10 protein-coding genes are annotated in these 12541 nt (G+C 61.2%); 2 read left to right on the top strand and 8 right to left on the bottom strand.

Going from position 1 to position 12541, the window contains the following annotated elements:
- Positions 1 to 25: 25 nt before the first annotated feature.
- A complete protein-coding gene (locus tag C5L13_RS00970) occupies positions 26 to 1435 on the bottom strand; it encodes a mannitol dehydrogenase family protein (RefSeq protein ID WP_105381399.1) in 1410 nt (469 codons plus the stop codon).
- Positions 1436 to 1631: 196 nt separating this feature from the next.
- Between C5L13_RS00970 and C5L13_RS00965 the strand changes: the two genes are divergently transcribed.
- Both C5L13_RS00965 and C5L13_RS00960 read left to right on the top strand, forming a co-directional pair.
- Positions 1632 to 2915, top strand: a complete 1284-nt coding sequence (locus C5L13_RS00965; protein WP_105381398.1) for a cystathionine gamma-synthase family protein — start codon at positions 1632 to 1634, stop codon at positions 2913 to 2915.
- Positions 2916 to 3043: 128 nt separating this feature from the next.
- Positions 3044 to 3595, top strand: a complete 552-nt coding sequence (locus tag C5L13_RS00960; protein ID WP_105381397.1) for a hypothetical protein — start codon at positions 3044 to 3046, stop codon at positions 3593 to 3595.
- Between the two features lie 14 nt (positions 3596 to 3609).
- Here the strand turns inward: C5L13_RS00960 and C5L13_RS00955 are convergent, their stop codons facing one another.
- The 7 genes from C5L13_RS00955 to C5L13_RS00920 form a co-directional block, all read right to left on the bottom strand.
- Positions 3610 to 4896 (bottom strand): mechanosensitive ion channel family protein, encoded by a 1287-nt coding sequence (locus C5L13_RS00955; RefSeq protein WP_170117195.1) that lies wholly within the window; start codon positions 4894 to 4896, stop codon positions 3610 to 3612.
- Positions 4897 to 5026: 130 nt separating this feature from the next.
- The gene (locus tag C5L13_RS00950; RefSeq protein WP_105381396.1) at positions 5027 to 5419 is read right to left on the bottom strand and encodes a hypothetical protein; all 393 of its coding nucleotides are present in this window, start codon (positions 5417 to 5419) and stop codon (positions 5027 to 5029) included.
- Positions 5420 to 6169: 750 nt separating this feature from the next.
- Positions 6170 to 6781 carry an SOS response-associated peptidase gene (locus C5L13_RS00940; protein ID WP_105382020.1) on the bottom strand — a complete coding sequence of 204 codons (612 nt, stop codon included), beginning with the start codon at positions 6779 to 6781 and terminating at the stop codon, positions 6170 to 6172.
- Between the two features lie 100 nt (positions 6782 to 6881).
- Complete coding sequence (locus C5L13_RS00935) at positions 6882 to 7814, bottom strand: hypothetical protein (RefSeq protein WP_105381394.1); 933 nt, start codon at positions 7812 to 7814, stop codon at positions 6882 to 6884.
- The gene (locus C5L13_RS00930) at positions 7811 to 8644 is read right to left on the bottom strand and encodes a HipA family kinase (protein ID WP_158693362.1); all 834 of its coding nucleotides are present in this window, start codon (positions 8642 to 8644) and stop codon (positions 7811 to 7813) included. The genes C5L13_RS00935 and C5L13_RS00930 overlap by 4 nt, the downstream gene beginning before the upstream one ends.
- A gap of 151 nt (positions 8645 to 8795) precedes the next feature.
- Positions 8796 to 11012: an FAD-dependent oxidoreductase gene (locus C5L13_RS00925; RefSeq protein WP_105381392.1), complete on the bottom strand. Its 2217-nt coding sequence runs from the start codon at positions 11010 to 11012 to the stop codon at positions 8796 to 8798.
- A gap of 177 nt (positions 11013 to 11189) precedes the next feature.
- Positions 11190 to 12398: an acetyl-CoA C-acetyltransferase gene (locus C5L13_RS00920; RefSeq protein WP_105381391.1), complete on the bottom strand. Its 1209-nt coding sequence runs from the start codon at positions 12396 to 12398 to the stop codon at positions 11190 to 11192.
- Positions 12399 to 12541 lie beyond the last annotated feature (143 nt).

Below are 12541 nucleotides of genomic sequence, written 5' to 3'. Positions count from 1 at the left end.
AAAGAGAGCTAAACGAACGCCGGCATCAGCCGGCGTTCAGCTTTTCAAGCTCCGCATTCACCCGCGCGCGCCATGCGCTATTCTCTGTGAGAGCCTGCGGAAAAAGGCCCGGGAGATCGAAGAACGTAGCCGAAGGGTCGCTGTCGGCGGACTTGGCTGCAGCCGTACGAAGCTCCTCGCGGCGCGGATCGTCGATATCCGGCGTGCGCTTGGCATAGGCAATCCACAGGGCGGTTACGAAAGCGCTCGTGCCCGCATCGCGACCGGCGGCCAGATCTTCCACCGCGCCGGCAAAGATGCGCTGCGGCAGTTTCTGGCTACCGTCCATGGCGATCTGCTTCGTCTTGTGGGCAACCGTCGGATTCTCAAAGCGCTCCATCAGTTCCGCCATATAGGCTTTAAGATCGATGCCCGGCACCGGATCGAGCGTCCTGGCGGCGGCATCCATGTGCTGCTGCGCAAGCGCCCGGTATTCCGGCACGGCCATGACGTCGCGGATATATTCCAACCTTTTCAACTGCCCGAGATAGGCCATCAGCGAATGGGTACCGTTGAGCAGCCGGAGCTTCATCTTCTCGTAAGGCTCGACATCGTCAACGAAAAGCGCGCCGCCCGCCTCCCATTTCGGCCGACCGGAAATGAAGTGGTCCTCGATCACCCATTGCAGGAAAGGTTCGGTATCGAGCGCCAGCTTGTCCGCGGCGCCGAGCAGCTTTTCGGCGCGCTCACGGGTTTCTTCCGTGGCAGCCGGCACAATGCGGTCCACCATGCTGCAGGGAAAGGCGCCCTGCGCAGCGATCCAGTTGGCGAGCGCGGGATCGCGGGCACCTGCCATTTCGATCACGAGACGGCGGACAATGCGGCCGTTGGTCGGCAGGTTGTCGCAGCAAAGCACCGTGAACGGCGCCAAGCCGGCGGCATGGCGGCGGGAGAGCCCCTCGACGATATAACCGACGACGCCGACGGGAGCCGTCGGATTGGCAAGATCTCCTGCAACCGACGGATGTTTGCGGTCAAGCCCGCCGGAGCCCGGATCGTAGCCGTATGCCTTTTCCGTGACGGTGATGGTGACGATCTTTGTTGCCGGATCGGCCATCAGCGACAGGATCTCGTCCCGGTCTTCGGTGCCGGAAAGTCCTTTCACCACCGAGCCGACGACACGGGCGCTGTCGCCGGCCGCGCTGCGGGCGACCACCGTATAGAGCCCGTCCTGGGCTCTCAGGTCATGGACGATATCGACCGAACGTAAGCTGACGCCGACAATGCCCCAATCGCCGAACTCCCTTTCCAGCGCCGCATCCGTATAGACGGCCTGGTGCGCCCTGTGGAATGCGCCGAGCCCCAGATGAACGATGCCGGGCTTCAGGGAAGCGCGGTCGTAGGCGGGTGTTGTCACATCGGCGGGAAGAGGTGTGGATGCGGTGAGACGCGGCATATTTGATCAACGATGCCCGGCACTTCACGAGGCATCCTCCCATTGAAACCGCATCGAGTGATAACCTTCGCCGGCAAGCATGGTCAACGGCATACTTCCGACATTTCTTGCTTTTCGTCTCATCCAGAAGGCGGCTTGAGAATGGCGGCTTGCACCTTATCTCCATGAGAGAATTTCTCATCCGCAGGAGACGGAAATGACGGCGCCTCACCCTTCGAAGACGCATATCGGCAATCACAAGCTCCATCCCGAAACGCAAATGCTGAATTACGGTTACGACCCGGAGCTTTCGGAGGGCGCCGTCAAGCCACCGGTCTTTCTGACCTCCACATTCGTGTTCAAATCAGCGGAAGAGGGCCGCGACTTTTTCGACTTCGTTTCCGGTCGCAAGGAGCCGCCGCCCGGCACCGGCGCAGGCCTCGTCTATTCCCGCTTCAACCATCCGAACAGCGAGATCGTCGAGGATCGCATGGCGGTCTACGAGCAGGCTGAAAGCTGCGCGCTCTTTTCCTCCGGCATGTCGGCGATCGCCACCACCCTGATGACCTTCGTCAGGCCGGGAGACAGCGTTCTCCACTCGCAGCCGCTTTATGGCGGCACCGAAACGCTGCTGGCGAAAACCTTCCTCAATTTCGGCGTTGCGGCGGTCGGCTTCGCGGACGGGGTGAACGAGGATACGGTGATAGCCGCGGCGGAAGAGGCGATGTCCAGGGGCCGCGTTTCGGTGATCCTGATCGAGACGCCGGCAAACCCGACCAACAGCCTCGTAGACGTCGCAATGATCCGCCGCGTCGCGGAGACTATCTGGGAGACGCAGGGGCATCTGCCGATCATTGCCTGCGATAATACCCTGCTCGGCCCGGTCTTCCAGCGACCGATCGAGCACGGCGCCGATATCTCGCTTTATTCGCTGACCAAATATGTCGGCGGCCATTCGGACCTGATCGCCGGCGCGGCGCTCGGCTCCAAGGCTGTCATCAAGCAGGTGAAGGCGCTGCGCGGGGCGATCGGCACCCAGCTCGACCCGCATTCCTGCTGGATGCTTGGCCGCAGTCTGGAGACGCTGTCGATCCGCATGGAAAAGGCGAATGCCAATGCGGCCGCAGTCGCCGAATTCCTGCAGAGCCATCCGCGGGTGGAAAAGCTGCACTACCTGCCATTCGACGACCCTCAGTCGCCGACCGGACAGGTTTTCGCACGGCAATGCACCGGCGGCGGATCGACCTTCTCCTTCGACATCAAGGGCGGGCAGCCGGCCTCCTTCCGGTTCCTGAATGCACTCGCGATCTTCAAGCTGGCGGTGAGCCTCGGCGGCACGGAATCGCTCGCGAGCCACCCGGCGACGATGACGCATTCCGGCGTGCCGGCGGATGTGCGCCAGAAGATCGGCGTGCTCGACAGTACCATCCGGCTGTCGATCGGCATCGAACATCCGGACGACCTGATCGCCGACCTCACCATGGCGCTCGATAAGGCGTGATGCGCCCGCTTTCCAAATCCTGGAAATCTGCTAGCAAAGAGGGCGGGTAAAGGGGATAGCGGCGGCCGCATGGCGACGGGAGCCTATGGGGTTCCGGAACATGGCGGCAGCCGGCAAAGGGGTTCGGCATGCGTTTTGCGGCAATTCTTTCGATCGGCCTCGCCATCGCTCTGGCGGGGTGTTCTCAGGTTGCGGAAAAGGCGGAGAGTGCCGCCAACCGCTCGTTCACCAGCTATGCGATGGGCAAGCCCTATCAGGAGGTCGCCAATCTCGGCCAGTCGCCGATGGCGCGGCTTTCCGGCTCGGAAGCGACGTTCGGACCGATGATCGGATCGACGCCGCTTGCAAACGGCATGACGATCTACCGGCATATGGCGCCGGGCGCCAAGACCGAGAGGGGCACGAATTTCGCCGGCCTGGTCGGCAGTTCGAGCGTTTCGCAGAACAACCGGCTTTCCTATTTCCTGGTCGGCGCCGACGGGATCGTCAGGGATTGGGCGACCGGTTCGGTGCAGGGAACGGCAAGCGACTGCGTGCAATATATCGGCGGCATCATCAACCGCTGCAGCGACATGCGGCAGTTGCAGGCTTCGCTGGCGCTCTACGACAGCCAGGTGGCGACCAAGGCGGGCCAGCCGATCTCCAGCTGGGGCGAGCCTTCCGCGCCTGCGGTGAACTGAGCGGTATCGCGAAATCATTTCTCTCCCCGGCCACGGCTGAATTCCACCGGTGTCTTCATGATGATCTCCCGGTGCGGGAAGGGTATGTCGATGCCGGATGTCTTGAAGGCATCCCAGAGCGCCAGCAGCACTTCTCCGCGGATGTTGGTGAGGCCGTTGGCGGGGTCGGAAATCCAGAAGCGCAGGCGGAAATCGAGCGACGAGGCGCCGAAGGCGGTGAGCCAGCAGACGGGCGGCTTATAGTTGTTGGCAACGCGCGGGACGGCGGAGGCGGTCTCGATGGCGATCCGCATCACCTCGTGCGGGTCGCTGTCATAGGACGTGCCGAAATCGACATCGATGCGGACATAATCGCTGGAGAAGGACCAGTTGACCACCTGCTGGGAGATGAAATCCTCGTTGGGAATGAGATATTCCTTGCCGTCGCGGGTGATGACGGAGACGAAGCGGGAGCGCAGATCCCGGATCGACCCGAACGTATCCCCGAGCGTGATGGTGTCGCCGGGCTTGATCGACTTGTCGAGGAGGATGATGATCCCCGATATGAAGTTCGACACCACTTTCTGAAGCCCGAAACCGACGCCCACCCCCACGGCGCCGGAAAAGATGGTAAGCGCCGTCAGATCGATACCGGTGGCCGACAGCGCGACCGCGCCGGCGACGACGATAAGGCTGATCTTGATCAGCTTGGTGATCAGCACCTTGAAGGACGGCGAGAGGTCGCTCGAGCGCTGCACCCAATGGCCGAGCACGTTTCCGAAAAGCACCGCGAGCCAGACGAGCGCGACCGCCAGCACGATCGCCTTGACGATGACGAGCAGCGAGAGCCGCACGGCGCCGAGCGTGATCGCCGCACCGTCCATGGCCGAAATCAGCGGTCCGTCGAGGCCGATCGCGTAAACCGCGACATAGGCCCAGCTGACGATCGCCACCAGCCGCGACAGGGTCGGGTTGCGGATGATCTTGGTGAGGACGGCGACCGCAAACCAGGCGGCGACCAGCGTCAGGACCGTACCAAGCAGCCAGCGCTGCGACGGCCAGGTTCTCGGCGCGAGCGCCGCATGGGCAATCCATAACCACAGGACGAGGTAGAGCCATCTGAGGCGCCGCATGAAGGCGATGATGACCCTGAGAAGATCCGGATTTCCCTTGATGCGGCGGGCGCGGGCTTCGAAGACCGGTTCGGTGCGCGACGCGAGGAAGGATGAGAGAACGAAGCCGACCGCGATGATCCCAAGCTGATAAAGCGTCCATTCGCTCAGAACAAAGGTCCTGAGCCAGGCTTCCAGCTCCTCGATCATCGGCATGAGATCCACGGCGGCGCGCCCCTTGTTCGGCTTGTTCCCTTCAACCCGTGGAAACGCCATTTGGTTCAACGCGGAGGCTAAAGGCACGCCGCCGAAGCCGTTTTACCGCAGGCAGCGGCTTACGCTACCATTGGTACGGGTCCTCCGTTTCCTTGCGGCCGTCATATTTCGGCCCGTCGTCTGCAGGTGGAAAAAGCTTGCAGAGGCCTTCGTAGTAGATTTTCGCGCGCCTTGCCTCTTCCTTGCGGGCGCAAGGCGGATAGGCGTCGTTGTAGCCGGCCTTGTATTGAGCGTCAGTGAGAAAGCCGACGCAGCGTTTTGCACGCCGGCACTTGCTTAAGCTGCAATCCTTCCAGAAGCCGACATGGGTGGCGCCGAATTGGCTTACCCTTTGCTGTATTTCCTGCTGCTGCCGCTCAGGCAGCCGACGGAACTCGCCCCACGTCATGCCAAAATACCAGGGCTCGGCATCCTCCTCTTCCTCTCTGCGTTTCCATTCCGCCTCGCTCAATGCCATCGCTCACTTCCTTCCGGGCATGTCTTTTCGTTCACGCAACCGGGTCGGTCCGTGGCTTGCTGGTACGGAGAGCCCACACGAATGCGGAACCTCATTGGAATTGTATAGTGTGGCTCCGCATTCGCGTGGCCTTCGGCGTCTTTTCGGGACTTCCGGTCCCTACAGGTGATCACCTCGCCCCGCTGCGTGGCTTCATTTGCGGTCTCCTTTCGGGAAACCCTGCCACTTGGACGGCTCAACCGAACCCGGCCCGGCGGCCAGGGGGAGGCTTGATAGGAATGTTCGTCTTTCGACGAGCACTTCATGGCTTTCACCTCTTCCACCGTCCCCGCACGTTACGGTTTTGATGAAAGCGCCGGCTCCCGCCTGCCCGCGAACGTCTCGCGAAACACTCCGGCGACGGAAGCGGGGGGATTGTAGGCATGGGTTTGGAGGACGGGGATAAGGAAGAGATTAAATTATTGATCTAGCAGTGCGCGGCCGGATTTTTCTCCGCCAATCGCTGCCGACGCGGGCTGCCGCCCCCCTCTGCCCTGCCGGGCATCTCCCCCACAGGTGGGGAGATCGGCTGGGCGCGCCGGCTTCCCCAAACAAGGACTGTCCCACAGGCGGATAGGGGGCGAGGCGGGAAAGCCACGCCGCTTGTGATCTCCCCCCTTGAGGGGGAGATGCCCGGCAGGGCCGAAGGGGGTGCGCCACCTTCACATTGAAAACTGGAACCGTACGCCGGTGCGACAGAAGACTACCCTCTCAATCGCTGCCGCCGCGCACCTCTTCCACCGCGAGCGAGCCTTCGGGCAGCGGCCGCAGAAGTTCGCTTTCGGGCTTTGTCAGATGCAGCCAGTGGCCCCAGTCTTCGGGCCGCAGCACCACGACCTGGCGGTTGTGGATGGGCGCGACATCCGGACCCGGCGTGGTGGTCAGCATGGTGAAGGCGGGCGGCTTGTTTCCTTGCCCCTCCCGCCAGAGGCCGGCGATCGCCAGGAACGGCGCGCCGGTGAGCGTGAAGCGGTGTTTCGCCTTCGGATATCTGGTGCCGGTAAATTCGAAAAAGGCCGAGGCCGGGATGAGGCAGCGGCGGCTTGCCGCAAAGCTGCGGCCTTCCGAGCGGAAGTTGAAGACCGGCCCGCCCTTCCTGTTTCCCCCTTTAGCCTCTGGCGGCGGAAAACCGAAGGTCATCGGGAAAAGCTCGACCGCCTCGTCTTCCGTAAGCCGCATCACCGGGCCGGTATCGCCGATGCGGATGTCATCGGCCTGAGGCAGCGCCAGTTCGCTCTCGTGGTCCGGCACCCGAAGCGCCCGCTCCTCCATCGCCTTGCGGTATTCCGCATAGCGGATGTGTTGTTCGTAGTCGTTGCACATGGGGGGAAGGTAGGGCGAGGAGGTAAGTAATTGAAGCATCAGAAGTGCCCTACCTGCTGCTCCTAATTACTTTGATCCTCAACCATGACTGCCAATCTGCTCACGCTGCTTCGCTCTTCATCAGGTGGTCGCCGATTTGCTCAACTGTCGTCATCGGTCGGAAGCGAATTTCTTCCTGATCAGCTTGCCTCTCAAGCTCGCGGATACTTTCCATAATCTTGTCAACCTGTCGCTGCGCCAGTTGAGGGTCATTCTCTGGCGGATGTTGCACGAGCATTTCATGGTTTCGGCCGAAGAAACCGGCTCGCTCGTCATCGCGAGAAATTTTCAAATCCCACATTCTACGCTTAATGCGATCAATCGAAGCTGCGTAACCACTTGTGGAAAGGATTCCAAAGTTCGCTACGATCTTTGAACCAGCGAAATCAATAAATACGCTGTGGGCACTCCCTCTTCGACGGCGAGCCTGTACTCGAATTTCTTCGCTAAACGCGTCGATCAGCTTTGGCTGCTTTTCTCCTACGTAATTGAGTAAGAGCTGGCCCAACCGATCAGAGGCGCGGTCAAATGCCTGAGGCTCTTCGAGATCGCGTCCTGCTATTGCTAGCTTTACAAGCGCACCGTTGGATATTTCCGGCACATAAACAGACGACATGCCCGCTAACCATGATGAAGCGATAATCTCTAAAGACACGCCTTCCGCGTCATGCGAGGGACCAATGGCTATGCCGGACATAGCGGCAAGATATTCACCAGACGCCAGAATGGGGTCAGCAGCCAAATCTAGTGCCAGTTCCTCAAGCGCCAGTTCGATTGCTAAGATGGCACCGGTGGCGTGATCATCGTAAAAGCACTGGAGACGATTAAGGCGGTTAGCCCGAGCGAGATGGGCGCTCTGCCCATCATATGCGATCGCACCGATGACCAATTGCTCAACTGACCCGATGATAGGGCGAAATATAACCGCAGCGCGCTTTGCCCTCACAAAGCCGCTTCGGGGTTGCGGAAATATCGTTTTGTCCAGAGCGTTCACATCAGTCGTCCTAAAGCATCCGCGGTCAACCGTCTTACTTCTGGAAGTCGATCGGTTAGAAATGCCAAAAGCGCTTCAAAATCATCATTCCCAATCAAGTCAGGAATGCGTCCGCGTTTGCCGACTTCCCTAAGATCAACGTTCTCGGCTTTCGCACATATCGCACCGATTGCGGCTATCAACTGATCCACTTCATCTTTGGAAAGATATGGCGTTACCCAGTTCTTTAGTCGATTGGTAAAAGCGGCAGATGCAACCAAATCAGCAGGAGCCCAATTAGGCCCAGAAAAACAGTAGCCCTGGTCAATCAACCAGAATGATCCACTTCCTGACAAAAGGATATTGCCAGGGTGGCGATCAATGTTGGCGCTCCATGTATCGAATTCGTAGACTCCTGCGAGATCGCCCCCTAGCAGGATTTCTACAATCTTTCGAATTGAGGCCGGTGAGAATGTCGTTTTGCTTACAAGGCTAGCCACTGATGGCGAGGCGACATCACCACTTGCGAATAAAATGTACCCGCCCTCGATACGTGGCGCATATTTTACTTCAAGATCACCCTCAGGGATGAAGGCAAGATACGCAGGCGGGACAGGCAAACCCAATGCTACCGCTGCCGCTGCGGCCATAATTTCATTGGCTAACTCCCTCGCCGGGATGTCCTTTATTATGGCAAATCGCGTCTCATGATCCGCTGTATAAATCTGGCCACGATAAGTTTCGCTGATATTTGCAATACCGCTGTCTTTGAATGAAGTAGCGCCGGCAAGAACGCGCGCGAAACCAATACCCAAACCGGCCTCAACTTGGCCGCCTCCAGAATCAGACAAAAGCTCCCCCTATGCACCCCTTTGAATTTAATAAAATCCCGAACTAGAATTTAGGCGAGTCTTTTTTTGAAAAATCGTTAAAGTTGAACAGAGGACAACCCCTCTGCAGCTCCTTCAGTTATCGCTGGCCGCTGGAGACATTAAAGGCGGCCTAAGCCGCCCTCTCCACTTTCCCATACGGGTCGAACCGCCCGTAGAACGTTTCGCCCTTGGCGGCCATGTCTTTCAACAGGTCCGTCGGCTTGAAGTGTGGGCCGTAGCTCGCCGCCAGTTTTTCGCAGAGCGCGACAAAATTCTTCAGGCCCATGCCGTCGATGTAGGAGAGCGTGCCGCCCGTATAGGGGGCGAAGCCGAAGCCGAGGATGGAGCCGACGTCGGCTTCGCGCGGGTCGGTGACGATGCCTTCTTCCACCGTGCGGGCGGCCTCGAGCGCGATCGTTACCAGGAGGCGCTGCTTCAGCACGTTGACGTCCACCGCGGAAGCGGGCTTCTGCGGGTAGAGCGTCTTCAGTTCCGGCCAGAGGTATTTCTTGGCGGGCTTGGCCGGGTATTCGTAAAAACCCTTGCCGTTCTTGCGGCCGCGGCGGTCGAGCACGTCGACCATCTGGTCGATGAGGGCCATATGCTCCGGCCTGACGGCGTTGGGCCCGAGATCGGCGATCGAGGCCTTCATGATCTTCTGGGAGAGATCGACGGCGACCTCGTCGTTCAACGACAGCGGGCCGACCGGCATGCCTGCCATCTTGGCGGCGTTTTCGATCATCGCCGGCGGAACGCCTTCGATCAGCATGTCATAGGCTTCGTTGATGTAGCGGAAGACGCAGCGGTTGACATAGAAGCCGCGGGTATCGTTGACGACGATCGGGGTCTTTTTGATGGCCGCGACGTAATCGAGTGCTGCGGCGATCGCCTTGTCGCCCGACTTTTCGCCGAGGATCACCTCGGTCAGCATCATCTTTTCGACCGGCGAGAAGAAATGCACGCCGATGAACTGGTCGGGGCGCTTGGAATTTTGCGCGAGACCGGTGATCGGCAGCGTCGAGGTGTTGGAGGCGAAGATGGTGGTTTCCGGGATCACCGCTTCCACCTGCTCGATGACCGCCTTCTTGACCGCGCGGTCTTCGAAGACCGCTTCGACGACGAGGCTCGCATCGGAAAGGGCGGCGTAATCCGGCGTCGGGGTGATGAGCGCGAGGAGCTTTTCGCCGTCTTCCTTGGTCATCCGGCCCTTACCGACCTGATCCGCCACCAGCTTTTCCGAATGGGCCTTGCCCTTGTCGGCGGCTTCCTGGTCGCGGTCGATGAGGGTGACCGGAATGCCGGCTGCCGCCGTGACATAGGCGATCGAGGCGCCCATGAAGCCGGCGCCGACGACGCCCACCTTTTTGAACTCCGTCTTCGGCGGGCCGGCCGGGCGGCGGGCGCCCTTGCCGAGTTCCTGCATGGAGACGAAGAGCGAGCGGATCATCGAGAAGGCTTCGGTTGTCTGCAGGATCTCGGTGAAATAGCGCTGCTCGACCTTCAAGGCCGTATCGAAGGGCAGCTGCAGGCCTTCATAGACGCATTTGAGGATGGCGAGCGCGCCCGGATAATTGCCGGCGCTCTCGCGGCGCAGGATCGCCGGGGCGGCCGGCCAGAGCTGGGCTGCTGCCGGCGTCCAGACGCCGCCGCCGGGCACCTTGAAGCCCTTTTCGTCCCACGGGGCGACGGGCTTCAGGCCGTCCTTGATCATCTGCTTGGCGGCATTGACGAGTTCGGCGGGCTCGACGACCTGGTGCACCAGGCCCATGGCCTTGGCGCGCTGGGCGGTCAGCGACGAGCCTGTCGTCATCATCTGCAGGGCATCCTGGGCGTTCGCGAGCCGCGACACGCGCTGGGTGCCGCCGGCGCCCGGGAAGATGCCGACCTTGACTTCCGGCAGGGCGATCTTCACCGACTTCGAATTGGCGGCGACGCGGCCGTGGCAGGCGAGCGACAGTTCGAACGCGCCACCCATGCAGGTGCCGTTGATGGCGGCGACCCAGGGCTTGCCGTTCAACTCGACCTTGCGCCACAGCCAGGACATGCGGCCGGCGGCATCGAAGAGTTTCTGCGCGGCGGTGGCCGGGTCCCTGGCCTGCTCTTCGGCGAGCATCGAGAACATCGACTTGATCATGGTGAGATCGGCGCCGCCGGAGAAGGACGACTTGCCCGACGTGAAGACGACGCCCTTGACGGCGCTGTCGGCGACCGTCGCGTCAACGATCCGGTCGATCTCGTCCATCACCTCCATGGTGAAGACGTTCATCGACTTTTCCGGCATGTCCCAGGTGACGAGTGCAATGCCGTCTGCGTCGGTTTCGACGGTGAAGTTCTTGTAGGTGCTCATGGTGGGATTCCTCTTCCCTGAAAATTTTATGGCGTGCCGTGCCGCCCCCTCACCCGGCCTCCGCTTCGCTCGGCCACCCTCTCCCCGAGGGGGAGAGGAAGATTGGCGGCGTTGCGGCTGTTTCCCTTCTCCCCTCGGGGAGAAGGTGCCGGCAGGCGGATGAGGGGGGCTAACCCCTCAGACGCGTTCGATGATCGTCGCGGTGCCCATGCCGGCGCCGATGCAGAGTGTGACCAGCGCGGTGTTGAGATCGCGGCGTTCCAGTTCGTCCAGCACCGTGCCGAGGATCATCGCGCCGGTGGCGCCGAGCGGGTGGCCCATGGCAATCGCACCGCCGTTGACGTTGATCTTGTCGTGCGGGATCTCGAAGGCCTGCATGTAGCGGAGAACCACGGCGGCGAAGGCTTCGTTGAGCTCGAAGAGGTCGATGTCGGAGATCTTCATGCCGGAGCGCGCCAGCAGCTTTTCGGTGACGTCGACCGGGCCGGTCAGCATCAGCGCCGGATCGGAGCCGATATTGGCGAAGTGGCGGATGCGGGCTCGGGGTTTGAGGTTCATCGACTGGCCGCCGGCCTTGGAGCCGATCAGAACGGCGGCGGCGCCGTCGACGATGCCGGAGGAATTGCCGGCGTGGTGGACGTAGTTGATCTTCTCGATTTCCGGATGGGCCTGGATGCCGACCGCTTCGAAACCGCCCATCTCGCCCGGCATCTGGAAGGACGGGTTCAATGAGGCGAGCGACTGCATGTCGGTGGTCGGGCGCATGTGCTCGTCGCGGTCGAGGATAACAAGGCCGTTCTGGTCCTTCACCGGAACGACGGACTTCTTGAAGTAGCCGGCTTCCCAGGCCGCACCGGCGCGCTTCTGGCTTTCGACGGCATAGGCGTCGACGTCGTCGCGGGTGAAGCCGTATTTGGTGGCGATCAGATCGGCCGAGACGCCCTGCGGCATGAAGAACGCCGGGAAATTGACGGACGGGTCCATGTACCAGGAGCCGCCGGACATGCCCATGCCGACGCGCGACATCGACTCGACGCCGCCGGCGATGACGATGTCGTCGGAACCGGCCGCGACCTTGCCGGCCGCGAAGTTCACGGCGTCGAGGCCGGAAGCGCAGAAACGGGAGATCTGCATGCCCGGTGCCTTGGTCGAATAACCGGCTTCAAAGGCGGCAGCTTTCGGGATAACGGCGCCGGCATCCATGACCGGATCGACGCAACCCATGATGATGTCGTCGACGGTGGCGGTGTCGAGGCCGTTGCGGTCGCGGATCGCTTCGAGCGTCTTGGCGGCGAGGCGGACGGAGGGCACTTCGTGCAGGCTGCCGTCCTTCTTGCCGCGACCGCGCGGCGTGCGCACATGGTCGTAAATGAAGACTTCGGTCATGGTGTCATCTCCCTGGGTGGCGCAAGGGCGCCGTAGAATTCTTTGTCTTCCCTCTTCTCCCCAGCGGGGAGAAGTGCCGAGCGAATGCGAGGCGATGAGGGGTCTCCCGCAAAGCCGGAGCCGGAAACAAGACCCGCCTTCGG

Origin of the sequence: Neorhizobium alkalisoli (assembly GCF_002968635.1) — a bacterium.
Classification (GTDB): Bacteria; Pseudomonadota; Alphaproteobacteria; order Rhizobiales; family Rhizobiaceae; genus Neorhizobium; species Neorhizobium alkalisoli.
Note: the sequence above shows the minus strand (reverse complement) of the source record. Positions and strands in the feature narration are given on the sequence as shown.

What these genes read in the sequence shown, in the direction of transcription:
- C5L13_RS00920 (WP_105381391.1), bottom strand. Translation starts at nt 12,398, where the DNA reads ATGACCGAAGTCTTCATTTACGACCATGTGCGCACGCCGCGCGGTCGC.
- C5L13_RS00965 (WP_105381398.1), top strand. Translation starts at nt 1,632, where the DNA reads ATGACGGCGCCTCACCCTTCGAAGACGCATATCGGCAATCACAAGCTC.
- C5L13_RS00955 (WP_170117195.1), bottom strand. Translation starts at nt 4,896, where the DNA reads ATGATCGAGGAGCTGGAAGCCTGGCTCAGGACCTTTGTTCTGAGCGAA.
- C5L13_RS00970 (WP_105381399.1), bottom strand. Translation starts at nt 1,435, where the DNA reads ATGCCGCGTCTCACCGCATCCACACCTCTTCCCGCCGATGTGACAACA.
- C5L13_RS00960 (WP_105381397.1), top strand. Translation starts at nt 3,044, where the DNA reads ATGCGTTTTGCGGCAATTCTTTCGATCGGCCTCGCCATCGCTCTGGCG.
- C5L13_RS00925 (WP_105381392.1), bottom strand. Translation starts at nt 11,012, where the DNA reads ATGAGCACCTACAAGAACTTCACCGTCGAAACCGACGCAGACGGCATT.
- C5L13_RS00950 (WP_105381396.1), bottom strand. Translation starts at nt 5,419, where the DNA reads ATGGCATTGAGCGAGGCGGAATGGAAACGCAGAGAGGAAGAGGAGGAT.
- C5L13_RS00940 (WP_105382020.1), bottom strand. Translation starts at nt 6,781, where the DNA reads ATGTGCAACGACTACGAACAACACATCCGCTATGCGGAATACCGCAAG.